At 43.3% G+C, this 25,760-nt stretch carries 29 protein-coding genes; 2 read left to right on the top strand and 27 right to left on the bottom strand.

Annotated elements, in window-relative coordinates; all coding sequences use genetic code 11:
- The first annotated feature begins 50 nt into the window (after window positions 1-50).
- Window positions 51-1,213 (top strand): IS3 family transposase gene (locus B649_RS02395; RefSeq protein ID WP_291750865.1). Its coding sequence is split into 2 segments (ribosomal slippage): window positions 51-288 and window positions 288-1,213, totalling 1,164 coding nucleotides; the frame shifts between segments, so codons are not numbered across the junction.
- A 5-nt stretch (window positions 1,214-1,218) separates the two neighbouring features.
- On the opposite strand, the gene B649_RS02390 is transcribed toward B649_RS02395, so the two are convergent.
- Together B649_RS02390 and B649_RS02385 are read right to left on the bottom strand one after the other, a co-directional pair.
- On the bottom strand, window positions 1,219-1,488 hold the full coding sequence (locus B649_RS02390) for a hypothetical protein (protein WP_291750922.1): 270 nt from the start codon (window positions 1,486-1,488) through the stop codon (window positions 1,219-1,221).
- A 26-nt stretch (window positions 1,489-1,514) separates the two neighbouring features.
- A complete protein-coding gene (locus tag B649_RS02385; protein WP_015652904.1) occupies window positions 1,515-2,330 on the bottom strand; it encodes a hypothetical protein in 816 nt (271 codons plus the stop codon).
- Between the two features lie 133 nt (window positions 2,331-2,463).
- Between B649_RS02385 and B649_RS02380 the strand changes: the two genes are divergently transcribed.
- A complete protein-coding gene (locus B649_RS02380) occupies window positions 2,464-2,847 on the top strand; it encodes a DUF6232 family protein (RefSeq protein ID WP_015652903.1) in 384 nt (127 codons plus the stop codon).
- A 16-nt stretch (window positions 2,848-2,863) separates the two neighbouring features.
- Here B649_RS02380 and B649_RS02375 read toward each other — a convergent pair whose 3' ends face one another.
- The 25 genes from B649_RS02375 to soxX form a co-directional block, all read right to left on the bottom strand.
- Window positions 2,864-3,253: a type II toxin-antitoxin system HicB family antitoxin gene (locus B649_RS02375; RefSeq protein WP_015652902.1), complete on the bottom strand. Its 390-nt coding sequence runs from the start codon at window positions 3,251-3,253 to the stop codon at window positions 2,864-2,866.
- Between the two features lie 3 nt (window positions 3,254-3,256).
- Window positions 3,257-3,445 (bottom strand): type II toxin-antitoxin system HicA family toxin, encoded by a 189-nt coding sequence (locus tag B649_RS02370; RefSeq protein WP_015652901.1) that lies wholly within the window; start codon window positions 3,443-3,445, stop codon window positions 3,257-3,259.
- Window positions 3,446-3,476: 31 nt separating this feature from the next.
- Window positions 3,477-4,730: an exodeoxyribonuclease VII large subunit gene (xseA, locus tag B649_RS02365; RefSeq protein WP_015652900.1), complete on the bottom strand. Its 1,254-nt coding sequence runs from the start codon at window positions 4,728-4,730 to the stop codon at window positions 3,477-3,479.
- A 4-nt stretch (window positions 4,731-4,734) separates the two neighbouring features.
- Complete coding sequence (gene ubiE / locus B649_RS02360) at window positions 4,735-5,445, bottom strand: bifunctional demethylmenaquinone methyltransferase/2-methoxy-6-polyprenyl-1,4-benzoquinol methylase UbiE (protein WP_015652899.1); 711 nt, start codon at window positions 5,443-5,445, stop codon at window positions 4,735-4,737.
- Window positions 5,446-5,453: 8 nt separating this feature from the next.
- The gene (gene ribD, locus B649_RS02355) at window positions 5,454-6,464 is read right to left on the bottom strand and encodes a bifunctional diaminohydroxyphosphoribosylaminopyrimidine deaminase/5-amino-6-(5-phosphoribosylamino)uracil reductase RibD (protein ID WP_015652898.1); all 1,011 of its coding nucleotides are present in this window, start codon (window positions 6,462-6,464) and stop codon (window positions 5,454-5,456) included.
- Window positions 6,464-6,895 carry a ribosome maturation factor gene (locus B649_RS02350; protein WP_015652897.1) on the bottom strand — a complete coding sequence of 144 codons (432 nt, stop codon included), beginning with the start codon at window positions 6,893-6,895 and terminating at the stop codon, window positions 6,464-6,466. Before B649_RS02350 ends, ribD begins: the two co-directional genes overlap by 1 nt.
- Window positions 6,885-7,250: a 30S ribosome-binding factor RbfA gene (gene rbfA / locus B649_RS02345; protein WP_015652896.1), complete on the bottom strand. Its 366-nt coding sequence runs from the start codon at window positions 7,248-7,250 to the stop codon at window positions 6,885-6,887. The genes B649_RS02350 and rbfA overlap by 11 nt, the downstream gene beginning before the upstream one ends.
- Entirely contained in the window at window positions 7,247-9,778 is a 2,532-nt protein-coding gene (gene infB / locus B649_RS02340; RefSeq protein WP_291750961.1) for a translation initiation factor IF-2, read from the bottom strand. The genes rbfA and infB overlap by 4 nt, the downstream gene beginning before the upstream one ends.
- On the bottom strand, window positions 9,771-9,995 hold the full coding sequence (locus B649_RS12420; protein ID WP_291750960.1) for a DUF448 domain-containing protein: 225 nt from the start codon (window positions 9,993-9,995) through the stop codon (window positions 9,771-9,773). Before B649_RS12420 ends, infB begins: the two co-directional genes overlap by 8 nt.
- A gap of 50 nt (window positions 9,996-10,045) precedes the next feature.
- Window positions 10,046-10,927 carry a homoserine kinase gene (thrB, locus tag B649_RS02335; protein WP_015652893.1) on the bottom strand — a complete coding sequence of 294 codons (882 nt, stop codon included), beginning with the start codon at window positions 10,925-10,927 and terminating at the stop codon, window positions 10,046-10,048.
- Between the two features lie 9 nt (window positions 10,928-10,936).
- Window positions 10,937-11,389, bottom strand: coding sequence for a hypothetical protein (locus B649_RS02330; protein ID WP_015652892.1), 453 nt, complete (start codon window positions 11,387-11,389; stop codon window positions 10,937-10,939).
- Window positions 11,382-12,266 (bottom strand): UDP-3-O-acyl-N-acetylglucosamine deacetylase, encoded by an 885-nt coding sequence (gene lpxC / locus B649_RS02325; protein WP_015652891.1) that lies wholly within the window; start codon window positions 12,264-12,266, stop codon window positions 11,382-11,384. The genes B649_RS02330 and lpxC overlap by 8 nt, the downstream gene beginning before the upstream one ends.
- Before the next feature lie 147 nt (window positions 12,267-12,413).
- Window positions 12,414-13,784, bottom strand: a complete 1,371-nt coding sequence (locus B649_RS02320) for a M23 family metallopeptidase (protein WP_015652890.1) — start codon at window positions 13,782-13,784, stop codon at window positions 12,414-12,416.
- Window positions 13,781-14,713: a DHH family phosphoesterase gene (locus B649_RS02315; protein WP_015652889.1), complete on the bottom strand. Its 933-nt coding sequence runs from the start codon at window positions 14,711-14,713 to the stop codon at window positions 13,781-13,783. The genes B649_RS02320 and B649_RS02315 overlap by 4 nt, the downstream gene beginning before the upstream one ends.
- 101 nt (window positions 14,714-14,814) lie before the next feature.
- The gene (locus B649_RS12040; protein ID WP_015652888.1) at window positions 14,815-16,791 is read right to left on the bottom strand and encodes a diguanylate cyclase; all 1,977 of its coding nucleotides are present in this window, start codon (window positions 16,789-16,791) and stop codon (window positions 14,815-14,817) included.
- Between the two features lie 9 nt (window positions 16,792-16,800).
- Window positions 16,801-17,922, bottom strand: coding sequence for a sensor domain-containing diguanylate cyclase (locus tag B649_RS02305; protein WP_015652887.1), 1,122 nt, complete (start codon window positions 17,920-17,922; stop codon window positions 16,801-16,803).
- A 95-nt stretch (window positions 17,923-18,017) separates the two neighbouring features.
- A complete protein-coding gene (locus B649_RS02300) occupies window positions 18,018-18,917 on the bottom strand; it encodes a DUF302 domain-containing protein (protein WP_015652886.1) in 900 nt (299 codons plus the stop codon).
- Between the two features lie 9 nt (window positions 18,918-18,926).
- Window positions 18,927-19,364 carry a DsrE family protein gene (locus tag B649_RS02295; RefSeq protein ID WP_041192376.1) on the bottom strand — a complete coding sequence of 146 codons (438 nt, stop codon included), beginning with the start codon at window positions 19,362-19,364 and terminating at the stop codon, window positions 18,927-18,929.
- Window positions 19,364-20,269: an MBL fold metallo-hydrolase gene (locus tag B649_RS02290; protein WP_015652884.1), complete on the bottom strand. Its 906-nt coding sequence runs from the start codon at window positions 20,267-20,269 to the stop codon at window positions 19,364-19,366. The genes B649_RS02295 and B649_RS02290 overlap by 1 nt, the downstream gene beginning before the upstream one ends.
- A gap of 10 nt (window positions 20,270-20,279) precedes the next feature.
- Window positions 20,280-21,779: an OprD family outer membrane porin gene (locus B649_RS02285; RefSeq protein WP_015652883.1), complete on the bottom strand. Its 1,500-nt coding sequence runs from the start codon at window positions 21,777-21,779 to the stop codon at window positions 20,280-20,282.
- Window positions 21,780-21,818: 39 nt separating this feature from the next.
- On the bottom strand, window positions 21,819-23,585 hold the full coding sequence (gene soxB / locus B649_RS02280) for a thiosulfohydrolase SoxB (protein ID WP_015652882.1): 1,767 nt from the start codon (window positions 23,583-23,585) through the stop codon (window positions 21,819-21,821).
- 10 nt (window positions 23,586-23,595) lie between these two features.
- Window positions 23,596-24,369 carry a sulfur oxidation c-type cytochrome SoxA gene (soxA, locus tag B649_RS02275; RefSeq protein ID WP_015652881.1) on the bottom strand — a complete coding sequence of 258 codons (774 nt, stop codon included), beginning with the start codon at window positions 24,367-24,369 and terminating at the stop codon, window positions 23,596-23,598.
- A gap of 3 nt (window positions 24,370-24,372) precedes the next feature.
- Window positions 24,373-24,699 (bottom strand): thiosulfate oxidation carrier complex protein SoxZ, encoded by a 327-nt coding sequence (soxZ, locus tag B649_RS02270; protein WP_015652880.1) that lies wholly within the window; start codon window positions 24,697-24,699, stop codon window positions 24,373-24,375.
- Between the two features lie 50 nt (window positions 24,700-24,749).
- Window positions 24,750-25,220, bottom strand: a complete 471-nt coding sequence (soxY, locus tag B649_RS02265; protein ID WP_015652879.1) for a thiosulfate oxidation carrier protein SoxY — start codon at window positions 25,218-25,220, stop codon at window positions 24,750-24,752.
- 18 nt (window positions 25,221-25,238) lie between these two features.
- Window positions 25,239-25,760: a sulfur oxidation c-type cytochrome SoxX gene (soxX, locus tag B649_RS02260; protein ID WP_015652878.1), complete on the bottom strand. Its 522-nt coding sequence runs from the start codon at window positions 25,758-25,760 to the stop codon at window positions 25,239-25,241.

Here is a 25,760-nt window from a genome sequence, read left to right as displayed (position 1 = left end):
CGTTAATTTCGTCGATAATAATCGACAAGGAATACGATTAGGAGAGAAAAATGCCCCCAAGATACACAGATGAGTTCAAAGAAGAAGCTGCAAAGCAGGTAATCAATAACAATTACCCGATCAAAGAGGTTGCTGATCGGCTGGGAGTACATCCTGATTCATTGAAAAAGTGGGTGAGCCAGTATAAAAGTCCCAAGGAGTTTGGACAGCAACAAGCATCTAATGATGAGATACGACGGCTAAAGTCAGAACTCAAGCGCGTTACCGAGGAGCGTGACATCCTAAAAAAGGCCGCCGCGTACTTTGCCAGAAACCAAGGATAAAGTACGCATTTATTCAGGTTCATGAACCCCTATATGGGATTAGACGATTGTGCAAAGCAATGCAAGTTCATCCGAGCGGATATTACGCTTGGGTGAAAGCGCCATTGTCTGATCGGGCAAAGGCAAATGAAGTGCTGAGTGTTCAGATCAAAGAGGCGTATGCACAGAGTCACAATGCCTACGGCTATCGGAATATCCACAAAGACCTAATCGAATCGGGAATCACCGTCAATCGCAAACGTGTGGCACGATTGATGAAGATTATTGGATTGTACGGTGCCGGAACTCTCAAGAAGAAACCTCGCCATAAAGCTGGCAGTATCCATAAAGCCCATCCGAATCATCTCAAGCAGTGCTTTAACGTCGAGAAACCTAATGAAGCATGGGTGACCGATATCACCTATATCCGAACTTATGAGGGATGGCTCTATTTGGCGGTGGTGCTCGATCTCTTCAGCCGTAAAGTGATTGGATGGGGGATGAGCCATCGGATGACAACATCCGTGGCTATGGATGCACTAAGAATGGCTACAATGCGGCAGCGTCCGAAACAAAGCGTGATACTTCATTCCGATCAAGGATCGCAGTTTAGCTCCTATGAATGGCAAAGTATGCTAAAACACTCCAACATCATCCCCAGTATGAGCAGACGAGGGAACTGTTATGACAATGCCGTCGTGGAAAGCTTCTTTAAAACCTTGAAACGTGAATGTGTCAGGAAAGAGATATTTGTAACGAGAGAGTATGCAAAATCCAAAATATTTCACTATATAGAGATGTTCTATAACCCTAAAAGACGGCATAGTTATCTGGGTTATCTATCTCCAAACGAATTTGAGGTACGATACTTTTTGGAATCAACGAAAAATGAGGTGTTAGCGGAAAACTAATGTGTCTATAAAACGGGGGTCATTCCAAAGATGATGAAAACCAATACAACTTTATTAAATGGAACCCATTCTTTATTTTTCAACCAAGAGAATAGAAACAATCCTGCGGCTATTCCAGACAACATACGACCATATGTTTCTATACCATCTATATCATTCTGAGATGATACACCACCTGCAACATCCAATAATCTTGCTGAAAAAGAGAGCTCAAAAATTAAATATAAAAGCGTAATCCATAGTAGAGGATTTTTAAAACTCGGAAATTTTGACACCATACTATTTCTATCTCCAACTCAATTTATGATTTATCGATTTGCCAAACAGTTTTAGCTTGTTTTACTTTTTTTGTTGATGTTTCCACTTTTTTAAGATTCTTTGAATCCTCAAAAGTTCTAATAAAAGGTTTATTGACGTGCTGAGAAGTATTATTTGTCTTGTTGATAGATGGATTGTTCGCTAATGGCTGACCGACTGGTTTTGAAATTATTTTCTGATTGTTGCTGTAATTACTTTGGCGCTCATTTTCTTTATATACTTTTTGCTCAGCAACCCAAGTAGAAGCCAATTTACCCTCACTAAGTCCATCACTATCATATAAATAAACAAATGGGTCAAGACTATTATTTTCTACAATTTTAAAGACACCGTTACCCTCTGATTTTAAATCAAATGAGTTATGGCAATTTCCAAGACGATACATAGAATATCCTGCTGGATCCATATCAATCAGCCAATTAGTTTTATCGCATTTATCCGATGCACCATACAACATCAAAATAGTACGATCATTCTGTCTCCATTGATCCATACTATAAAATTTTGTCATCGTCGGGATCGTTTCTCCTTTGAGTAAAGTCGCCCCTTTAAAATCAAACACCTGTCCATCGATTCGTTTTCGAATTTGTCCTCTACCGTCTCCATACGGTGATTTAAACTGCACAATATCTCTATAGGTAAAAACCTCTACAGTTGCTTGTCCAAAATCTTTTAACGATGTCGCAAGATTTTCACCTATTGAAGGTCCACTATGACTAGTGCAACCTGTCAAAATAAAAGATATAAAAAACAACGAAATAAACTCTTTTTTTCTTGAATTTAAAATTTTAGATAACATAAATAAGCTTTCAGTTCAAAATAATAATATTGATATTACCAAAAAAACGCTCAAATGAACGAATGTAGATTAAGTTTAATGAAAAAAAATTTATGTTAGAGTCTTTATAATTTATGCAATAAGGTAGATTCAAATGGAAGAAAAAGTATTTTTTGAAAGCGTAAACAATAAAGTTACTAATGCACGCTTTATTACACATGGAGAAACGTATGCTCTAGCAGGTTTAACTTCTGTTAAAATGACAGAAACACCTTCAAAATTTAAAGGTTTAGTAATTCTTGCTGGTATTTTTTTAATTCTTGTTGGAATAGCTAACATGTCTGAAAATGCTTCTAGCGGATTGGTAATACTAACATTAGCTGCTTTCTTGCTTTGGCTTGGTTTTAAAATAAAACCTACTTATAGTGTAGTTACTGTAAGTGCAGGAGGAACAATTCAAGCCCTTAGTTCAAAAGACTTCGATTTAATCAACAATATTGTTAATGCGATAAATGACGCAATTGTTCACCGAGGCTAACACAAAAAGAGCTTCTTTACGCCCCGATACTCAGACGCGCGATATACCCGCTCCGCGTCTCTCCCGCCTCTTTGGCTTTTGCATCAAGTCTCGCTAATACACGGCGAGGAAGGGTGATATTAACCCTCTCGGCTTTATCATCTAATATAGCGGGGTCAATCTCAACAATCGCCCAAATAGTCCCTGCGTATTCACTTAACAAACTGTACTTACTCACTGGCGATGGTGCGGGTATCGTTTCATTATCATCGAGCAGTCCGTCGATATGCAAAGTGATCGCCTCTTTGGCATTATCAATCGCTTCATCGAGGGTATCACCTGCTGAAAAACACCCTACGAGATCAGGGACGATCACCCCAAACGCCGTTGTCTCATTTCCCATTTCGATTGCGATAGGATAGCGCATAGTTTACTCCTCTTTCAGTCCGGCTTGTTTCATAATCGCCCGTACTAGCCCGATACCCAAATCTTTTTTAGGATGGGGGACGGTTACTCGACCTGCTTTGGTCGGATGTTTGAACTGATGGTGACTTCCGCGCACGGCAACCAATACCCAACCATCCGCTAACATCTTCTTGATTATTTCCGAACTTTTCATGAAAACATTATACTTACTATACACACTATTGTCAAATAATGCTAATTTCTACCACTTCCGAGCGGACAACGCGCCGCTCATTCATCGCATCAAACCGATCCCCGACACTGAGCGCATCCAAATCGATCACTTTTCCCTCACGGGCGATCTGGGCAAATCCGCTTTTGTTTTTATTTTTCGGATGATTGGCAGTAAACCCTTCCGTGAGTTGATTAATCACAAACTGCTTTTGACGGAGTGTTGATTCGATACTTTGGTTTAACCGCTCCATCAGAGGAGCAATCTCACGTCTGCTTTGCTCTAACCGCTGTGTTATCTGCCCAGTCAATCGCTCTTTTAACTCTTTTACCAGCTCGCGCTGTACCTCTAAACGATGTTCTACCCCATGACGTTTAAACGCCTCTTGCATAGAGGTGAGCTGTTCACGTTTACGCTCCAGCCGTTGAGCAATCATCCCATAGGCACTAAAGCGGATTTCATCGATATTTTGAAACAGCTCGTTTTGATCAGGGAGAAGCATTTGCATTGCGGCACTCGGTGTCGGAGCGCGCATATCAGAGACGTAATCGCTAATGACCCAGTCGATCTCATGCCCCACCGCCGACATCACGGGCGTGTTCATAGCGAAAATCGCATCGGCAACGATCTCCTCGTTAAATGCCCACAAATCCTCGATACTTCCGCCACCTCGTCCGACAATCACCGCATCCGCGTTTAATGTATCGGCATAGCGCAACGCATCAGCGATCTGTCCCGCCGCACTGGAGCCTTGAACCAATACATCCAACACGATGAGTTTGACCAACGGCCATCGGTGCGTTGCAACTCTCTGCATATCCTGCAACGCGGCACCTGTCGCGGAGGTCACTAAAATAATTGTTTGGGGAAATTTTGGAAAGGACTTTTTACGTGTCGGGTCAAAATACCCTTTGGCTTCCAACTTTTGTTTGAGTTGCTCGAATGCCACCGCCAAAGCCCCTGCACCGTAAGGCTCTGCACTGAATGCATTGATTTGATACTCACCGCGCGGTTTGTAGAGGCTCAGCGCTCCATGGAGGATGATGTGCGCCCCCTCTTCGAGAGAGAACTTTAGCCTAGCCGCATTACCCTTGAACATCACACATTTGATGGCGGAATCACTGTCTTTGAGCGTGAAATAGATATGTCCGCTGCCGTGTTTAGTGACGCGGGAGAGTTCCCCCTCGACGCTAACAAATTCAAAGGAGGTTTCTAATAGCGTCTTAATTTGTTCATTTAAACTGCTGACGCTGAGAGTGGAAGCCATAAAACTACTTTTTACGGGCAATCATCAAGGTCGAAATATCCATCGAGAAGCTTTTCGTATAGAGCATCTCAAATCCCGCTTCTTCAAGCTCGCGAGACATTTTTCCCACGGTCAAAAAACCTTCGATAGAGTCAGGCAAATAGCGATACGCTTCATAGTTATTAGAGATCAAACCGCCGATACGGGGAAGGACGTTGTTCATGTACCAATCGCGTACTTTACCCAACAGGGAAGGGTTTTCATTTTTCATAAATTCCAAAATGACGACAAGTCCCCCCGGTTTAAGGACACGATTAAATTCACGGAGTCCCTCTTGACGTTCAACAACGTTACGAATACCGTATGAGATACTGATGATGTCGGCCGAGCTGTCCGATTTTGGAAGCTCGGTTGCAGGGGCAATATGAAACGACATATCCGGAAACTTTTCGCGCCCTACTCCAACCATCCCCTCACTCGGGTCAATCCCGACAATCCGATCAACGATCAATCCCGCTTTATCGGCACGGCGTTTCCAGTATCCCATCATATCACCCGTACCGCACGCGACATCAACGATAGAATCAATCGTTTTTGATGGGCAGTAACCAAACGCTAAATCGCATGCTCTGCGGCGCCAGAAGGTATCGATACCCATACTGAGGACTCGATTAGCACGATCATACGTCGGAGCTATATCGTTGAACATCGATACGATTTTCTCTTGTTTGGTCATAAATAGTCCTATTTTTTCTTCATCCAAAGGATAATATTATCGGTGATTTTAGCGTTCATTACCTCAAAATCCTCTTGAATTACGCCAAGAGTTTGTGATCCGCCCCCAATTTTGGGTGCAATGTAACTGAGATACCAATTTGCAACCTCAGATGTGGCTTCCATCATTCCCATGCCCCCCTCTATCATCACCAATCGGTATTTATTTATTTTTTCCAATGAAGCTTCAACAAATACCTGACGGTTTGGAATATTAAAGAGAGGGATTGTACGATCAAATTCATTGTTGTGTGAATAGATTAAGACATCAGGGGCTTTCCCCTCTACCAGCCGTGCATCGAGCGTCGGACGATCACTGCGTACCGTATTACCGCCGATTACAATCAAGTCGCACCGGTCGCGTAGAGCGTGCATATGCTCACGTGAACTTTTTGAACTGATTGTGCCGTTATCAATCGTCCCATCAAGCCGCTGTGCCCATTTAAAAAACACAAAAGGGTTACTCTGCCACCGGATAAACGGTTCTAATAGTTTTTGCCCCTCATTTTCCAGTACGCCAAAAATACACTCGACACCCGAATCGCTCAAAATCTCTGCACCGCCTGCTGCTGAGGGATTGGGATCACGGACACTGATATAAAGTCTCTTAATGCCCAAATCACGGATCAACAAGGCGCATGAGGGGGTTTTACCGATATGAGAACACGGTTCCAGCGTTACTGCCATCGAGACAAAGTTAAAAATTCCATTATGGTGGGTACGAAGATACTCATGAATGTGGTGAGCGTCATCGCTATCCGCTATTGAAGTGTCACCGGAAAGGGCTGTATAAGCATCACGCAGTGCATACACTTCGGCATGAGGACCGCCCGCAATTATATGAGCACCGATGGATAAGATTGAACCATTTTCTAAAATACACGCTGCACCGACGGCAGGATTAGGAAAAGTGAGAAGTTGATAGTCCCACGCCGCGTTAAGCGCGAGTTTCATAGCATGAAGCGCAGTGGTGGTTTTCATTACCACTCGAAGTAAGTTTTAGCCTTGCTGATCGAGCGGAAAGGGATTCTTTGCTCACCGTTTTCTGCTGTTTTGAGAATAATTTCGTCGTTTTCGACACCGATCATTTCACCCTCAAACTTCTCTTTAGTGATCGTGCTCAAAGCAACTTTTTCACCCACGGACTGGACAAAATGCTCTAAGCTTTTGAGTTTACGTTCAATCCCTGGACTGCTCACTTCCAGACGGTATTCACCGCTTACGGGAGAGGTTACATCCAACAAAGGATTAATGAGATGAGTGAGTTCTGCACATTGGTTGAGTGTCACTCCGCCCGGAGCGGTGACGCTCACACGAAAAATCGTATTCTCATTTTCATTGAAAACGGCGGTATCGTACAACGATAAGCCGATCGATTCAACCATTTTTTTGATGTCGCTCTCAAGACTCATCTTTTTTCTCCTTGGCGATTTGGGCGAATAATGCCTCGATATTTTGGCTTCGTTTGAGGGTATCGTCAAATACGAAGGTCATACGAGGCGAACGGAACCACCCTTGATCTTTCATACAATGCTCTTCGATAATCGGGCGGGCTTTTTCAAGCAGTTTTAAAAATACTGCTTGCTCTTGCGGCGTATAGTGGTGAGGGTCAAGATACACTTTGGCATCACTGCGTCCGCGTGAACAATGGACATCGATAACATCCACTTCACGTACACGTGCATCGGAGAGTTGGCTGATCGCTTCGGGAATCAACTCTTTGAGAATGGATTCCGTTCGCTTGATTTTGATTTGTGCCGGCGTCACAGGGATACTTTTGTCTCGATTTTTTTGAAGGTTTCGATAACGTCACCCACTTTGACATCGGTGTAACCATTGAGGACAACACCACAATCAAATCCTTTACCAACCTCTTTGACATCGTCTTTGAAACGTCTAAGAGAGGTGAGATCACCCTCATGGATAACAACACCCTCACGGATAACGCGAACCATTCCGCCGCGTACGAGTTTACCGTCAACAACCACACAACCTGCGATGGTTCCTGCACCTTTAGGCATCGGGAACGTATCACGAACTTCGGCTTGTCCGGTATTCTCTTCACGGAATTGCGGTGCCATCATACCGCCGAGCAACAATTTAACATCATCGATAAGCTGATAAATAATAGAGTAGGTTTTGATCTCTACACCCATTTGTTTTGCCATAGCATTGACATTACCCGTAGGACGAACGTTGAATCCGAGTAGGGCACAGTTTTCACTGTTGTTTACCAAGGCGATGTCATTTTCGGTAATTCCACCGACACCGCTGGAGATAACTTCAACTTTGACCTCTTCATTACGCAACTCTGCAAGAGCCGATTTAATCGCCTCAAGAGAACCGTGAACGTCGGTTTTAAGAACGACTTTAAGGGCTTTAATACGACCCTCAGCGATCAACGAGGTCAAATCATCGAACGATGCTTTGGTACTCAATGAAAGTTCACGGTGACGATCATACTCAGCACGTTTTTGTGCTACTTCACGCGCTTCACGATCACTCTCCATCACCATCATCACTTCACCCGATGGCGGGACATCGCTCAAACCGACAACAACAGCTGTTTGACTCGGTCCGATTTGCTGAAGTTGTGCTTTACGATCACTAATGAGTGCTCGAACACGTCCATAAGCACCACCGCACACGATATTATCACCGACACGCAATGTTCCGTTCTGAACGATAACCGTAGCAACCGGTCCACGCCCTTTTTCCAACGTAGACTCAACGACGACCGCTTTTGCCATAACATCAGGGTTTGCTTTGAGTTCCATTACTTCAGATTGGAGCAAGATCGCCTCTAAAAGCTCATCAATGCCCGTCATCGCTTTGGCTGAAACGCCGACGAATTCAACATCTCCACCCCACTCGGTAGGGTTAAGTCCGAGTTCCGCCATTTGTGCTTTAACCATATCCGGATTTGCACCCGGTTTGTCCATTTTGTTCACCGCAACGATGACCGGAACTTTTGCATCTTTTGCATGTTGAACCGATTCGCGGGTTTGAGGTTTAACACCATCATCCGCCGCAACAACGATAACGATAATATCGGTAAGCTGCGCCCCGCGTGAACGCATCGCACTAAACGCTTCATGTCCCGGAGTATCCAAGAACGTGATCAATTTACCTTTTTGCTCTACCGAGTATGCACCGATGTGCTGAGTGATTCCACCCGCTTCGCCGTGGGCTACTTTGGCATTACGAATCGCATCAAGAAGAGATGTTTTACCATGGTCAACGTGCCCCATGATCGTGATAACCGGAGGACGTTCAACGGAACCTTCACTGTCTTCATGCTCTTCATCGTACGCCGTCTCAAGATTAAACGCATCTTTTGGATCGATAGTCGTTACTTCGACACCGAACTCACTCGCCAAGATTTCGATCTCGTCTTTTCCGAGGAAGTCGTTTTTAGTAACCATCATCCCGAGGTCAAATAAGACTTTAATGACCGCAGAGATTGTTTGCCCTACTTTTTCAGCAAATTCATAAACACGGACATCTTCTGCGATTTCAACGTGAGTAATGACTTCGTCTTCTTTTGCATCTTTTGTATAACGCTTACGTGCTTCACGAGAAACTTGACGCGGTTTACCGCGATTGGCACCCTGTTTTTTACCCGCGTTACGACCGATCGGTTTTTTCTCTTTCGGTTTTTGCTCTTCTTCCGGTGGTAAGTTAGCCCCCAAATCGTTGAAGTCCATCAATACGACTTGATCTTGCTCATAATCCATCGATACATCAGAAATTCCGCCGCCGAAGATATCAAGGCGAACCCCTTGATCTTTTTTCTGAACCGGGAAATTATTGCTTTGGACCTTTTTCGCACGCTTAGCTTCCAACTCTCGTTGCGCTTGCTCACTCAATTTTCCATAACTGGAAACATTGACATTTTCATGACGAACCGGAGCGACGAATTCCTCTTCTTGAGGACGTTTTTTCTTAACGATTTTCAGACCTGAGCGCTTAGGAATTTCTTGTTCCACAACCGTTTCTTCTGCATTTACTTCTTTTACTTCTGCTACAGCAGGTACTGTTTGGATGCTCTCTTCAACAACTGTCGTTACGGTTGGAACTTCTTCTGAAGATGAAGTTTTAGGGGAAGGCTTGGGCGTTGAGGCTTCATTCGACGCCCCGCTCATGATATAGTTCATGATTTGCTCAGCTTCTTCGATCGAAACCGAACTTGAGGCAGTTTTTACATTGAGCCCCATTGCGGCTGCTTTATCCACTACCTCTTTTGAATTGATACCAAGCTCTTTGGCAATTTCATGAACTCTAACTTTATCCATCATTAACGATGATCTCCTTTAACCGATTCATTAGCTCTACTGTTGCGCCGCTTTTACATTGACGGGACAACTGACCCGGAGTTTTCTTATGCTCGATGCAAGACCTGCACATATAAAAACTTCTTCCTTCATTAGCATAAGGTTGCAGTAACCCATTCCGACACTGAAGGCGTAAAAGTGCAAATTGAGCGAAGCGCTCACGACAAACTACGCACATGCGTATAGGCTGATGTAACTTTTGCGCCATTATATCCAATACTTTCTTAGTTATCGTTCCACAACTAAACCGTCATTATCAAAGCCTAAGATTTTGATCTCAAAATCGGTAAATTCCGCTTTAAATTTATCCGCTAACATTTGAGCATCTTGATCGTAAACCATGTTAAAAAAGGTCGATCCACTCCCTGAGAGCGTCGACATCAACGCACCGTTGTCGTATGCCATTTTTTGAACAGCAAAGAGTTCCGGCAACATTTTCATCCGTACTTTTTGGTGAAACCGATCTTGGGTAGCAAGACGAAGCATTTCCCAATCTTCGTTAAAAAAAGCCCCTACGGTTACGGCTGTGTGGGAGAGATTATATACCGCATTCTCTTTACTGTACGATTTAGGCAAGGTGGTACGTGATTTAGCCGTTGAGATCGGTTTGTTCGGAATGACGACAACCGCTTTCAGATAATCGGGGAGGTGTTTTTGTTGAGAAAAAACTTTTTGTTTTTCCACCATTGCCGCATTAAATCCCCCCATAACTGCCGGAGTAATGTTATCGGGATGGCTTTCATACACGAGAGCATGATTGAGGATACGGCGTTTGGATACTTTAACTCCTGCGGCTTCATGCGCACAACTGATCGCACTCACGATGACAGCCGAAGAGCTACCCAAACCTCGAGACATCGGGATTTGGTTGTAAAAGGTAAATTTGAAGTTTTGTCGCTTCTGGGTCAAACGGCGGTAATGCTCATTAAATATACTGACAAAAAGGTTGTTCCCTTTAAGTCTTGGGTTGTTTTCCCCTTCCCCTTTGATGGAGACGGCAAAAAAACGTGACGGCACCAATTCGACTTGGTTACGCAAATCAACGGCAAGCCCTAATGAATCAAATCCGGGTCCTAAATTCGCACTCGTTGCAGGTACACTAACGAACAAATAATTTCCTTATCCTACGGCATCAATCCCATAATAGGGGAGATTGTCCGAATCAAATTTTTCTAAATCGATATTTTTGGGAAGTTCAAATGCGATAATCTCGGGCGAGGCTATCGGTTCTAACTCAATGGTTGTCCTATTTTTAACAAAATAGAGCTTTCCGTACGCTTTGATGGGGCTATTTTTGTTGAAAAAGAAGGCATCCGTAGCTAAAAGTGGGATTTTTTTCGTAATACTCAGAGTTTTTAGAAAAAGGTAGGTCACCTTGATCCCCATAAAACTTCCGGGACCTTTGGCATAAATAAAATGTGAAAAAGTATACTTCTCCAACAACGAATCAAAAATCTCCGCCAGCACATCCGAGCTCATCCCATCACTGCGGATCTCTTCGACTAGCTCTCCTTCTTTGTAGACGCCTACGAGAACAGGAGAACCTAGTGCGATAACGAGTGCATCATGCATACGCTTTTGCCAGCTCTTTTGACTCAGCGTATGCTAGTTCGACGATTTCATAATTTGCCGGATCTTTGAGAAGCTCAAGCGTCAATTTATGGTTTAGATCGTGACTTCCGGCAAAGGCTTCGTAGTTACCGATAAAATTCATACCGATCAGTGACATATCCCCGATCGCATCGAGGATTTTATGACGAACAAACTCATCTCCGAATCGAAGTCCCTCAGGATTGAGCACTTTTTTGTCATCCAAAACGACCGCATTTTCCAAACTCCCGCCCAAGGCGAGCCCTTTGGAACGTAGATACTGTACTTCGTGAACAAACCCAAACGTACGCGCACGGGCAATCTCTTTTTTATAGTTCTCTTTGGTAAACGCTAATACATAACTTTGCTTGTCAATCACGGGGTGAGAAAATTTGATCGTGAAATCATAATTCATGTCATTGGAGGGGATTAATTTAACGTATTTATCACCCTCTTGTACAATCACCTCTTTTTTAATCCGCATGATTTTTTTCGGAATATCTTGAGCGATAATCCCGGCTTCTTCAAGAAGCATACAAAAACTCATAGACGAGCCATCCATAACAGGGACTTCATCGGCATCGACAATGACACGGAGGTTATCGATACCATAGGCATAGATCGCTGAGAGCATATGCTCGATCGTCGAGATGGTAACACCCTCTCGTCCGATAACGGTTGCCATTTTGGTATCGACAACATTTGCGGGAAGCAAAGGGATAGATACCCCTGCATCACTGCGGTAAAAAACAATACCGCTGTTTACCCCTAAAGGTTCGAGCCGTAATTTAACGGGTGAGCCTCGGTGCAAACCAATCCCTACAAGTTCAACACTTTTGCCAATCGTTGTTTGCATCATCTCTTTAATTCCTTACCTTATCCTATCTGAACACTACAATGAGTAAAGCCCATTTTAGTGGCAAGGACAAGTCTGTCCTTTGCAATCCCCTAAAGCTTTACGCAAAAATGCGTAAGACTCAAATATCTAAAAGTTATTATATCGGTTTTAGCGTTGATTAATTGTGAATTTAGCGCTTTCTATGACACTGGTAATATTGTCATAAATCCATTTGGTATCCATCCACTCTTCCGGTCTCACTTCAATCCCTTGGACCAAAATTCCAAAATGAAGGTGATCTCCCATCGCATATCCGCTGAGTCCTGTTTTAGCGATTTCTTGACCCAATGCAGCAACATCACCCTCTTGAACATGGACATCTGAACAATGCCCGTACAAGGTATAAAGGCCAAAGCCATGATCGACAATCGGCAAGTTTCCATAAATCCCGTTCGGCTGAGAGAACACAACATTTCCTCCATTGGAGGTGCGAATCGCCCCCATAGCAACGCTCGCCAAATCAAGCCCCATATGGTATGCTTGGCTTACGTTCTCTTGTCCTTTATAACTGTAAATGCGGTGATCTCCGAAGTCTGCCACTTTTTGACCGTTCACTAACGGGTAAAAAGGCTCAGGGCTAAAATCGACAATCATGTTTTTGGATACTTTTGAAGTCACTTCATGGATAATTTTTTCATTATCGGCACGTACTTTTTCGTTAATGATGCGAAATTGGTCTAACCGATCATCCACTCCGGCAGTTTGTTCATATTCATTCGCGAGTTCGGCAATTTTACCGTCCAAAAATGCATCACTGAGTTCAATATTCGAAACACGATAAGCATGATCTTTCAAACGAAGCGGTACCGCGCTTTTGGTCTCATTGCCCGCATGATCAAGTGCGACAACGGTTGCACTAAATGTTTGCTCCTGTACCGGCCATGCTACCAAAGAAGCGTAATATCCCTCTTTCATAAACGGTTGTGCGATAAAAGTTTTCCCAAAATTCGTCTCAATTCTCAAACTTTTCATGTGAGGATCTTCCGCTTTAAAAATTACGATTGCCGATCCCCCTTTTTGAATTTTATAGGAGTTGGCAATAATTGCCAAAACCGGTCGACGCTGATCAATAACAAGGGTGATCTCTTCTTTATAGGTATTTCCCATAAACAGACCCCACAAACTGTTGTCGGTTGCTTCGATTTTAAGTGTTACCGAAGCGGCTTCTACCCGGCGAACTCCTTTTGGAGGGAGGATATCAAACGATGTTTTATTCACTTTTGAAGGGGTGTTCTCATCCACTATCACCCATTCATCATGGGGTGTTGCAATGGTCGCTTTGTAAGATTTTAGACCGCTCGCATCTTCAACATTGACATGAATAGGATCTTTAAAATTCCAGTATCCTTCATGTGAAAGCGTTACTTTTGGATCTTCTCTCTCAAAAATAGGCGAAAATCCCATAAATCCAAGCGCACCTAAAACTAAAACTACTAATACCCATCCAATTATTCCCGAACCGTTTCGGCCTCTTCTCACACCAACTCCTTTGTTATCATCATTATCATCTCTTTTGCTAACTCATGATAATTTTCTTGTTTTAAATCCATTCCGGCACGCCGTACATGTCCACCCCCGCCGAATGCAGCCACGATTTTTGCGGCATTGACTACCCCATCGGTACGCAAGGAGATCTTTGCTCCGCCATGAGGGTGTTCTAGGACCATCACAGCCGCTTGAACGCTTCGCATCCCGAGTGCTTCGTCCAATACTTTTTTGCATTCAGCCACAGTAGCACCCGTCTCTTCCAATAGCGACAAGGGAACTTCCAATAAGGCCAATCGTCCATCCGCTAAAAGCTTCATTTGTTTAAGGAGAATTCCCCGAATCCGAAGCGATGCGAGTGAATGGCGACGATACAGCCACTCAACACACACGGTATGTTCAGCGCCCAGTTCTATCAGGGAGTGAGCCATCTTAAAAGTTTTGACATTGCATGCAGGCGCACTAAAACATTGAGAATCATCAATCAGTCCCGCATAAAGCGCCGTCGCCATTTTACCATTGATTTTTATATCGTTAGCAACAAAATAATCATAAACGACTTCCGTCGTGCTGATTGCCGACGTATCAATAATATTATGCGTCCCATAAAAGTTGTTGCTGATGTGATGATCAATATTTATTAAAGGAAGCTCTTTTTCAATCCCAAGCCGCCCATAACTCCCACAGTCAAAACTGATCATACACTCAGCATTCTCCGGAAAACGATCGGTAATTTTGTCAAACCACGGGAGAAATGCTAGATTTGGGTTTACTTCTGTCGAGATGCAAAAAAGGGTTATTTTTTTTTGACTGCGAAGCAAATAAGAATAAAAGGCACATGCTGCACCGAGTGAATCGGCATCAGGATTTTTGTGAGTGACTAAAACAATATGCTGGGAAGAATCAATCAGATTTGACGGCATCGATACTCAATACTAGCCTAATTTTAGGCGAAATATCCCGATTATACCACTTATTCTCGGGGTTGGAGGAGAAGGGATGATTAAATTTTAATCATTATGGATTATACCGTCACCGTCTCACTCTTAAAATAGGTAATTTGATTACGTCCGTTAGCTTTTGATCGATACATGGCAGCATCGGCATGGCGAACCAGCATCTCGACCTCTTCGCCATGATCAGGATACAAAGAGGCTCCGATACTCGCCCCTATTGTAATCAAATGTCCATTGACTACAAAAGGTTCTTCTAACGCTTTTAAGATACGATCAAAAAGCTGCTGAGCATCTGAAATCATATCAATATCGCTAAACACAACCACAAATTCATCTCCGCCGATCCGGGCAATCGCATCACTTTGACGAAGCTGTTTTTCAAGCCGATCCGCCACTTGTTTCAAAATATTATCCCCAATTTCATGTCCATAAACATCATTGACCTGCTTAAATCCGTCCAAATCCAAAAAGGAGATGACCGCTTTTGAATTTTTTCGTTTTGAAAACGATAATATTTGCTCTGCCAACGTCATAAAGAGGTAACGATTCGGAAGGTTGGTCAATGGATCGTAGTTTGCCATGTGGTGAAGTTGTTCTTGGCGTTTAAGATGTTCGGTGATATCGCTGAAAATCCCGATATAATTTTCCACTTCACCTTTCTCATCTCTCACTGCATCAATACGCAAAAATTCAGCGTACCGTTCACCATTTTTTTTACGGTTCCAGATTTCACCACGCCATGAGCCAAGAGTATTTATCGCTTCATTAAGTTTTTCATAAAATAGATTCTCATGCATCCCTGAGCGTAATATGATCGGTTTGTTTCCGATAACTTCTTCCGGTGCATAGCCGGTCAATTCACAAAAAGCCTCATTGACATCAATGATAATTTTTTGAGGGTTTGTAATAATAATCCCCTCTCTGGAGTTGTGAAAAACATTTGCGGCACGGCGAAGATATTTTTCATTTTCTTTAACAATCACGATTTGATTTTCCAGTGATTCTGAATTGGATCGTAATGTATTCGTCAAACGCCGCATTTTGGTTGTTAGAAAAATCAACAGGGCAATAACACCACTTAGCATAAAAATAATATAAAGTGCGTACCTTTGCGCAACATCCTGAAGTGAAAAGGGTGGAACGGTATCATAGGGTTTAATGCGCAAACCCTGCATCAAAGATCGGATTCCTTCGTACGATAAGGGAATATTCCATCCGTAATATCCGGCCGTTTTGGTAATCTCAGAGCCATAAGGTAAATTTAACAGGGCAACACCGACCTGATTTGCCAATACACGATCGGTATGTTTGGATGAAGCAAACGGCCATTCCGGATAAAGGGTAGTTGAAAGGGCCTGAGGAAAATTTTCTACCGGATGGATGATTTTAAACTCATCAAGATTGATTTTTCCCTCTTTTGCCATTTTTTCTAATACACCTGTACGAATAAATCCGGCATCCACGGAAGCGTTTTGGACGAGATAGACAACTTTATCGTGAGGCATATCGGTATAGCGTATTTTGGATTCTTTGGTGATATCAATACCGTTTTCTTGCAGTAAAATCCTCTGGGCTAAGTAACCCCCAAGAGAGAGTTCATCGACCGCAGCAATCTCTTTTCCTCTCAAATCACTCAATTTTTCAAGATCATGCCGTTCATGCCGTGCAATAATCACCCCTCCGAACTCCGTAAGCTCTTTTCCGCTGACATTTGCACGAATCAAAGTTGCCATACGGCTTGCATCAAATTTTGCTGAAAGATAAATATAGTGTTCAGGATTGCTAAACATAAAATCGAGTTCATCCAACGAAGCCGCTGCATTGAACTCAGCGTAGCCAAGAGGACGTATAATAAAACGATGGGTGGATATTTTACTGTTGAGATAAGTGGCTAAAGGCTGCCATTCACTGAGCGTATCGGCTTTTGAGCGAAAAGCCAATACACCGATTACTGCCTCTTTTTTTCCTACTTCAGATACAGATGCGCCAAAGGACAAAGAAAAAAAAGCTGCCAACAACAGTAGCAACACATATCGGAATGTCATTTTCTACCTTTATTTTTCGACTGCATCGGGACTTCTCAAAACATTAAAATAGGAGATTTTATTTCTCCCGGTCTCTTTGGAGTGATACATTGCGATGTCGGCATCACGAATCAGAAGCTCAATATCCTCCTTATCATCGGGAAAAATTGCCACCCCGATACTTGCACCGATCGAAAGGGAGAATCCATTCACCACATACGGCTCTTTGATTGCAAAGAGAATACGTTCCAAAAGAGCTCTAGACTCGGAAATCGCATTGATATCACTTAGGAGTAAAACGAATTCATCTCCTCCAAGCCGAGCAATAATATCACCTTGCCGCATCTGTTTTTCCAAACGTCTGGAGACATGTTTGAGGATACTATCTCCTATCGTATGTCCGTATTGGTCATTGATTTGTTTAAATCCGTCAAGATCCAAAAAGGCGACAATCGCTTTTGTATTACGACGTTTTGACTGTGCAAGAATTTGTCCGGCAACATTCTGGAATAAGCTGCGGTTGGGAAGATTGGTCAGCGCATCGTAGTTCGCCTGATGTTCAAGATCTTCTATCTCTTTTTTATTTTCAGTGATATCGCTGACAATAATCACAAATCCTTCAATCACCCCTTCTTGACTGTGTACTGAGTCGATTCGAAGGAATTTGGCATATTCCTCGCCGCTTTTTTTCTTATCCCAAACCTCTCCGCGCCAAGTACCGTTTATCTCAAGAGATTCATTCATTTTCGCATAAAACGATATCGCATGCCGATTGGAATAGAGAATTACCGGTTTTGTACCGATAAGCTTTTCGTGGGTATATCCGCTCATATCACAGTAGGCTTCATTCACATCAAGAATAACCATGTGCGGATCGGTAATGATAATCCCTTCGTGGGAGTTATGGAAAACACTGGCGATCTGTCGAAGATATTTTTCGGTATTTTGAGAGATTTCAATCTGTTTTTGAAGGGCTTCAGATTCATTTTTTAAGCGTTGATTGAGAGTACGAATATAAAAAAGCATCCAAGCGAAAACGGAGGCACTCACAATATACATAATGTATATCAGCGAACCGCTCTCTACCTCAGGGGTTGAGGCAGATACCTGTAAGCTATAAAATGATAAAAAAATTACTAAACGATATATCATTTCATTTTTCTTTCACGAATCATATATCTTACAGTATAAAAGATGTAATTTAAAATACACCTTTAAAATCACAAAAATACCGTTATTTCCCTCTTTTATTCTACCGTGGAGTGTAAAACCGCTTCAAAGTCTTTCTGAGCCTGCATTAATACCGCTTTGCCATCAGCATCACTGACTCGTGCACTGCTCATCCAGTTATAGACACCCGGGAATCCCATCACGATTTCATTGGTATCTTTTTTCTTGTATACCATCAAGGTACACGGCGCGAATGCCGCAGCTTCAGGACGTGTTTTCGCTACCGTATAGATAACTTTTAATTTGCAAATCGAGTAGGTATCGTAAAAATCAAACGGACTTTTTTCACCGAGGGCAAAATTATAATCGGTAAAATTGGACATTACAAATCCGGCCGGCTTCAAACCGTCTTCGATCATCATCTCCGTCTCTTCTTTATCGCTCGCCCAACTCTCTTTGCTGCTTGCTTTAACGTATCGGCTTAAAAGTTTCCCTTCTGAGGGGAGCGATGTTTCACTCATGGATACTTTCGCATTCGGTAACGCTTTCTTCAGTGTTGCCAATGCCTCTTTTTCGATCAATGCAAACTCTGCAGCTTTAAACCCTGCGATTTTTGCCATTGCTGAAGCAGTTAGGATAGAAACATGGAGTTCTTTCTCCCCGGCGCGTTGATAAATTCCAAATCCCATCGGGACAAAAATCCCCGCATCGGGATGGGCTTTTACCAAAGACTCTGAAAGCGTTTTATGGTACGCGGTCAAAAGATTAAACTGCGTAAAATCACTTTGTCCGAACTGGATTTTAAACGGCCCGTTCATTTCGCTGTTGGCTGAAATGACAAAACCGTTGGCTTCAAGTGCTTTTTCAACAACTCCGGCATTTAACTTGCCCTCCGCATTTGAAACACTGAATAAGTGTAAATCACCGCCAAAAAGGGACAAAAATCCCGCCAAGATAGTTATGAGTAGAATTTTCATGGTTAACTCCTAAGGTTGAATATAAAATGCGCCCTCAGTGGCGCGCTCGATCACTTCAGCGATCCCGGCACTGACGATCTCGACATCAGGAATTAACTGATCAGGCGAAATCTTTTTTGTCTCCATCGTGTTACCGCAGGCGACGAATTCGACACCGTATTGCTGCAATGCCCGTACACGCAGGGCAATCTCTTTTTCACTTTTGAGCAGAGTGCGGATACCGTGATAATAGGCAACGATACGCAGATGGATCTTTTCGGGTCCGTAAAATTTCAGGACATTGTTCGCCGTACTGAGACCGTGATGGATTGATTCATCATCTCCCAAACTGATCCCCATTACCACTTCACGCGGTTTTTCGATCGAGGGTTCGGGTTGTGCAAAACGGACATCTCCAAAAGCAAGCGTCGAGAGCAAACTCCCTAAAAACACTAATCGTTTCATCATTACTCCCATTCTAATACCCGATAGGATGCTTCAACATTATGACGATGAGTCCCTTCATACAGTTTGTATTTTTTATACTTATCCATACTCACTTTTTTAATCGTCTCATCAATGCTGAGCCCCTCAGCAATCGCTGCGCGGATTTCGGTACGCATCTGCGTGAAATAGTCCCGTGTCATTTTCACCGCCTCTTTGTCGGTACGCTCTCCGTGTCCGCCGACAACATGTCTAGCACCCAATTTGTCCAAATCATCCAATGCCGCTATCCAGCCATTGATATCTCCACCTCGTACAGATGGGAGTCGGTCATTAAAGACCAGATCAGCAGCAATCAGAACCTTTGATTTTGGAAGATATACCACCAAATCTTTAGCCGTATGGGCTTTGTGTTTCGCAAATTTGAGTTCTAACCTTTGATTCCCGATGGTAAGATTGGTATCGCTGCTGATCATCTCACTCGGTAAAGTCGGTTTGGTTTTGGCGTATGCCTCTGGAGAGATATAGGTTTGCATTCGGGTTGGGATGCTCATATCGGCATTCACCTTGAAATCATCCGAACTCAAAACTCTAACTCCGCTATCGGTAAAGAAATTGTTTCCAAGCCAATGGTCATCATGAATATGGGTATTGATCACGAGTTTAACGGGGAGGGATTTAATTTTTTGCATCGCTTTGTAAGCTGAGTGGGCATACGCATATGAGGGACCGGTGTCAACGACGACATACCCCTCACCTGCATCGATATAACAGCTGTTGACGATGTTGCCGTTGTTGGTTTTATCCATTATTTCGGGTTTTCCAAAAAAACAGTGAACGTCCGAAGTAATCCGTACCGGTTTGAGGGAGTAATCATACGCACTCAAACTCGTGACGGCTAAAAATAGAGTTCCCAACAACGTTTTCATCACTCAGCCTTTAGAAGAGGTAGTTAATTTCGAAACGGTATTCGTTGTATGAGTTGTTATCAACAGTGCCTTGAACAGTCGCACTGGTGTACGCTGGATCGGCATCAACCGTAGCAAAACGAAATTTAAACTCAGTATTTGGGAGTGTTTTAAACGTTTGCGTTGCATCAACGTGGAAAATATTTCGGTCAGTAAACGTTGATGTAAATGCTTTAGCATCATCAAAATCCATATTTTCATAGTCTGCTGCAACTAATAACCCTGGAACCAATCCTGCTTTTCCAAAATCGTAAACGGCTTTTACTGCCCAGTTTTTAGTATTTGCAATCCAATCCACTTGTGCCATTGAACGGGTATATCCGCCTGTCGGGAATCCACGCCACATTGCAATGATATCAGCATCATCAGAAACCTTTGAATACCCAGCTGAAAGTTCCAATGGACCGCTTGCAGCAACCAAACGTGCCATGATAATACTACCATCAGCATTATTTGGATCAGTATAACCATTAGCAGCACCTGCAAACGTTGTATTGCCTTTAAATGCACCACTCAATGATGCACCACCGATTGCGCCAGCACCATCATCCATTTGTTTCAAGTATCGAACACCCGGGGTTAATGTCCAAGCATCATTTAGTTTAATTTGATAATTTGCTTCAGCAATCGCCGTTTTAACAAATCCACTTAACGCAACATATTCAGCATCAAGTTTAAGATTCGGAATCGATTTATTAGAAGCCGTTACTAACACCATTTCAGGATTGACATCTTCACCCGCACCACTAATTAAAGTAGGTGTTAATCCTTTATGTACCCCTGAATCATCATTTTCATTATATTTTTCAAACGCGATTACACTATGAAAGCTTTGATGATCTCGTAGTTTTTGAGACATGATATAAGCTGCACGAACGGATGTGTCAGGAATATCTTTATTTTCGATCACTGCTGCTTCAAAAGTGTTTGGAATCATTTTAGTATCATTCGTTGCGAGCATAATACTGTCAATACCTTGACGACCGATTTTAACATTACTTTTGCCATTTTTGTATTCCAAATAAGCTTCGGCAAAATTGCCCATTGCCCCTTCGGTTCCATCCGCACGAGTATGGTAGGTATCTTTACCCGCTTTACCATAGTTGGTCACTGCACTCCCCAATGTATTATCCGGGTGCATAGGAACCGTGCCATAAAATCCTACTGTCGCACCTACACCTTTATAAAAACCAGTTTTATACACTAAGCTTCCGCCAAGACCCCACATATTGTTATCTTGCACTGCTGCATTTTCATTGTCCCAATCCCACCAAAACATATTAGAACGAAGACGTCCATAAACATCACCCTCGGTAAACATTTCACCAATCGAGTTTACTGCATCCGGTGCTTTGGTGTATTCAACTTGATAGTTCCCTTTAACCGTACGATCTTCAGATTTAAGCGCATACGCCGACGTTGCCAATACACAAGTAGCTGCTGCTACCATACTAAGTTTTACTAATTTCATTCCCAACTCCTTAAGTTTGATCGATTTACACACAGGTGCTTAACACCCACGTGAACCTTTTTTCGGACATCCGCAGTCATAATCCATCAGTTTGACATTGCTGTTACCGCTGATGTTGACATTTTTCTGACGGCGGATATAGGCCGCTGTCACATCGTAGACCGGTTTAGTCAACGAATCTTTGAGGTTTGAACCTGCATTTTGCAGGTTGCCTCCCCATGAAGAGACTTTGTAGACTTTCGTATCATTGAGAGGTTTGCCACCTACCATGATGTTCGTGATACGTTTACCGCTCACAGCACCCACGCGAATCTCATAGGTCACTCCACCCAAGCGGCTCATATCGCCTCCTTGTTGATAAAGCGGATTGGCGTTAAAGACGTTATCGGCGATATCTTCGAGCAATGTACGAATATGCAAGCCGGTCAACTCAAACGTATAGACGTTCGGATAGGTAATTGCAGTCATATCGTAGACATCGTCCATTGTGATCTTGTCACCGCCGAGAACCGTTGTCCCCCATCGGTATCCCGGAGTAAACGAGATATCCGAATCCATCGCGTCGATAATCGAATCGTTGATCAACTGATCGAACGTCGAATGGAAGGTATCACGTTTAAACAAGGTCGATTTGGTAATCCCCAACACTTCGGAAAGTTCGGAATCATACGGTGAATAAAGTTCTTTAACCAACGCCTCCCCCTCAGGATCGGCAGGGATCAGATTCGACGCAACCGGAATCAGTTTGTACTCGTACCCTTTGACCTTATGGTTTTGGATATCGAGATCGAGACGTCCGACGTATTTACCGTGACTTCCGGCGATAACGATCACCGTACCATTGATTACCGTAGGACGTGGAGATGGATCGTGCGTGTGTCCGCTAAGGATGAAATCGATCCCTTTGACCTGACGAGCCACCTCTTGGTCAACGCTGAAACCGTCGTGTGAAAGAACCACAACACAGTCCACTTTTTCCTCTTTACGAAGTTTATCCACATACGTTTGAAGGGTATCTAAACGTAAGCCGAAACTCCACCCTTGGGTAAACTCTTTTGGGTTTGCCGTAGAGGTAAACGGAAACGACTGACCGATAATACCGATCTTCGCACCGCCTCGCTCCATAATGGTATAAGGTTCAAAAATCAGCTCCTCAAAATCATCGGCAAACGAATCATCCCCGACGACGTTTTGAGAAACGAATTTGGCATTGAGCATCTCAATCAGCTCTTTTACCCGTTTTTTACCGTACGTAAATTCCCAGTGACCGACCATGACATCTACACCGAGGTAGTTTTGCGCTTTGACGATCGCTTCACCGCCGGTTTTAAGGGCAACGCCCGTCCCTTGCCATGTATCCCCAGAATCGAGAAGCATAACATTGTCCGCACCGCGCTCTTTTTTGATATGGTTGATGAGGGTTTTCATGTGCGAAATTCCCCCCATTTTCCCAAACTTGTTAGCTAACGCATCAAAGTTCATAAACGTGTCGAAATAGGCATCCAAGGTTTTACCCTGCATCCCGTAATGTTTCAAAAATGACTCTCCACATAAAAATCCCGGAGTTCCGGTCAAATTAGGAGCAGAGATCAATGTCGAAGGCTCTCTCCAATACAGCGGTTTAATGTGGGCATGCATATCACAGATATGAAGCAGCGTCACATTTCCTTTTGCATTGAACCCATAAATATCTTTGAGGCTTACCTCATCGGCACGTTTCGGACCTCCCGCGGCAGAAGCAACGGCAGGTACTCCGATCCCTAACGCCGCAGCGATATGGAAAAAATCTCTTCGTGATAAATCCATCGTTTAATCCTTAACGTTTTACGCTTGGAATAGCGATAGTATTCCCTTTGCTTTTGTTGGTGACGTACACTTCCAATCCAACCATCTCTTTCGAACCGAGTGGAAGTTCAGCTAAAAGGGCATTTTTCATACATTGCTGCATCCGTTTGTCGAGCGTCACCATTTGACTTTGGGTCATGCGGTATGCCGGCCAAGTACTTGCAGCTGCCGTCTCTTTTGCCCCTAAATCCGGTAACGGCTGCATACGTAGACGCTGTCCGATGATATCCATACTGTGACAATTGTTGCATGAAAGACCGCGACCGCCGCGACGCTCTTCAAACACTTCTTGTCCAAGTTTCATCATTTCTTGCATATGTTTATTCGCTTTAACATCAATATTGGTTTTCTGTCCGTTCGCCAATGATTTGACATACGCAGATATTTTAACCATCTCTTTGCTCTCAAGCTTCGGTACCGGTTTTTCATTCGCCGCAGCCGCCATTTGGATACTATGTGCCAACGTCACTACTCTTTTAGCACTCTCGACGTAACGTGGGAATCCTGCGATGTATTTAGGAAGATCTTTCTCTTTAACACCTAACATTTTAGCGTACCCGGCACTCCCGATAAGTTCACCAAAGAGTTGTTCCCCCTCAGCTACATCCATCTCTGCGGGATTATTATCCAAAAGCTCTGCGTACATTTTTTTGTCCGCATCGGACATACTGAGTTTTTCTTCCGCATTCACTGTTCCCAAAAGGGCTAAACACACCAACGCTGCCGTGATAGATAAAGTACGCATTGCTTATCCTTTTGGAGTAATTTGTGTCGTACTCTCGACGCTTTGACCTTTGTTATCTTTTGCAATAACTTTGAGTGTTCCAGCACCCGGTACTTTAAAGCTGATACTCATAAGAGGGTTCACCGAGAGAGATTCCCAGATCACCATTTTGGTAATCAACGTATCGTTGAACATAAACTTCACTTCATCGATGTATTCAGCCGGAATCAATACTCCCGTATCTTTGTTTTTACGCATACCGGTTTCCATCGGATGCATCGCCATAAAGTCGATTTTTACAACATCGCCTGCTTTGTAATCTTTCGGTTTGATTTTAATCAGTGTTTTCATAATATTAATCCTTTATCAATTTTTACTAAACGTTATAGAGTTGATTAAAATCAACCACACCCGCCGATGGTTACTTTGACATTTTGTTTTGCGCTAAGGAACGACCCGTCACTCATCTCTGCGATCGCTACCACATCCTGAGTCCCGCCGAGTTTTACACGGGTACCGAAAAATGCTTCCCCGTTTGCAGGGGTCAAATAGATATTGGCACAACGGACATTTCCATTTTTTGACGCGAGTATATGGATTGCTTTAACGTAATCTTTTGCGTTCATTGGACTCTCAACGCTCACTTTTACCGGAACAACCGCACCGTTTTCCGCAATCTCAGGAGCTTCCATTTTGACTTTTGCAGAAGCAACCAATGCTTTACCACCGGTAATCGCAGCAACTGCCGTCTCAAAATTCATCTCATTCGGACCGCCCGATTTTTTCTCTTCTGCCGCACTGGATACATGAGGCAATGCCATCGCACATGCCGCCGCTGCCCCAAAACCTTTTAAAAATGATCTTCTTTCCATAGTATTTCTCCTTGAACTTTATTTTTTAACTGCTGTGATATACGATATCAAATCGCACACTTCGCGCTCATTCATCAAACCATTAGCCAAATTAACCGTCATAGCCGATTTTGGATTATCCAATCGAGGATCAGCAATTTTTTGGTACATAAATTGAGCATTACGCACGCCGCTATCCATGTAAAGTTCTTTGTACTTGCTCAAATCAGGGCCGATATTACCGTACCCTTTGGCCCCTTCGATGTTGTGACAGGCAACACAGTTACCCATTTGTTTCTCTTTACCATCAGGAAGAAGGCGAGTTAAACCCTCCGGCGGATTCTCTTTTGCATCTTTTCCGTTTAGGTTATGGAAAATATAGCTTCCACGGGCAATCGCTTTAGGGTCATTGCTGACACATCCCTCAGGCATGACGTACGCTTTAGCTGCAGGAAGGGCATCTTTTTTCAAAATGGCCGTCGCATCCGGGCTCTCAATTACCTGTGATAAATCGGCTGCACTTAAAAAAGTTGCAAGACCGAGCATGATCACTTTTCGCAT

The sequence above is a fragment of the Candidatus Sulfuricurvum sp. RIFRC-1 genome, from assembly GCF_000310245.1.
Classification (GTDB): Bacteria; Campylobacterota; Campylobacteria; order Campylobacterales; family Sulfurimonadaceae; genus Sulfuricurvum.
This window is presented reverse-complemented; position numbering and strand designations above follow the sequence as displayed.

Coding starts and splice junctions, on each gene's coding strand:
- soxY (WP_015652879.1), bottom strand. CDS start 25,220: ATGGAAAGAAGATCATTTTTAAAAGGTTTTGGGGCAGCGGCGGCATGT.
- lpxC (WP_015652891.1), bottom strand. CDS start 12,266: ATGATGCAAACAACGATTGGCAAAAGTGTTGAACTTGTAGGGATTGGT.
- B649_RS02300 (WP_015652886.1), bottom strand. CDS start 18,917: ATGAAAATTCTACTCATAACTATCTTGGCGGGATTTTTGTCCCTTTTT.
- xseA (WP_015652900.1), bottom strand. CDS start 4,730: ATGGCTTCCACTCTCAGCGTCAGCAGTTTAAATGAACAAATTAAGACG.
- infB (WP_291750961.1), bottom strand. CDS start 9,778: ATGGATAAAGTTAGAGTTCATGAAATTGCCAAAGAGCTTGGTATCAAT.
- ubiE (WP_015652899.1), bottom strand. CDS start 5,445: ATGACCAAACAAGAGAAAATCGTATCGATGTTCAACGATATAGCTCCG.
- B649_RS02285 (WP_015652883.1), bottom strand. CDS start 21,779: ATGAAATTAGTAAAACTTAGTATGGTAGCAGCAGCTACTTGTGTATTG.
- B649_RS12040 (WP_015652888.1), bottom strand. CDS start 16,791: ATGACATTCCGATATGTGTTGCTACTGTTGTTGGCAGCTTTTTTTTCT.
- B649_RS02350 (WP_015652897.1), bottom strand. CDS start 6,895: ATGAGTCTTGAGAGCGACATCAAAAAAATGGTTGAATCGATCGGCTTA.
- soxZ (WP_015652880.1), bottom strand. CDS start 24,699: ATGAAAACACTGATTAAAATCAAACCGAAAGATTACAAAGCAGGCGAT.
- soxB (WP_015652882.1), bottom strand. CDS start 23,585: ATGGATTTATCACGAAGAGATTTTTTCCATATCGCTGCGGCGTTAGGG.
- B649_RS02305 (WP_015652887.1), bottom strand. CDS start 17,922: ATGATATATCGTTTAGTAATTTTTTTATCATTTTATAGCTTACAGGTA.
- soxX (WP_015652878.1), bottom strand. CDS start 25,760: ATGCGAAAAGTGATCATGCTCGGTCTTGCAACTTTTTTAAGTGCAGCC.
- B649_RS02295 (WP_041192376.1), bottom strand. CDS start 19,364: ATGATGAAACGATTAGTGTTTTTAGGGAGTTTGCTCTCGACGCTTGCT.
- B649_RS02375 (WP_015652902.1), bottom strand. CDS start 3,253: ATGCGCTATCCTATCGCAATCGAAATGGGAAATGAGACAACGGCGTTT.
- B649_RS02330 (WP_015652892.1), bottom strand. CDS start 11,389: ATGCATGATGCACTCGTTATCGCACTAGGTTCTCCTGTTCTCGTAGGC.
- B649_RS02290 (WP_015652884.1), bottom strand. CDS start 20,269: ATGAAAACGTTGTTGGGAACTCTATTTTTAGCCGTCACGAGTTTGAGT.
- ribD (WP_015652898.1), bottom strand. CDS start 6,464: ATGAAAACCACCACTGCGCTTCATGCTATGAAACTCGCGCTTAACGCG.
- B649_RS02385 (WP_015652904.1), bottom strand. CDS start 2,330: ATGTTATCTAAAATTTTAAATTCAAGAAAAAAAGAGTTTATTTCGTTG.
- B649_RS02370 (WP_015652901.1), bottom strand. CDS start 3,445: ATGAAAAGTTCGGAAATAATCAAGAAGATGTTAGCGGATGGTTGGGTA.
- B649_RS02380 (WP_015652903.1), top strand. CDS start 2,464: ATGGAAGAAAAAGTATTTTTTGAAAGCGTAAACAATAAAGTTACTAAT.
- soxA (WP_015652881.1), bottom strand. CDS start 24,369: ATGCGTACTTTATCTATCACGGCAGCGTTGGTGTGTTTAGCCCTTTTG.
- B649_RS02315 (WP_015652889.1), bottom strand. CDS start 14,713: ATGCCGTCAAATCTGATTGATTCTTCCCAGCATATTGTTTTAGTCACT.
- B649_RS12420 (WP_291750960.1), bottom strand. CDS start 9,995: ATGTGCGTAGTTTGTCGTGAGCGCTTCGCTCAATTTGCACTTTTACGC.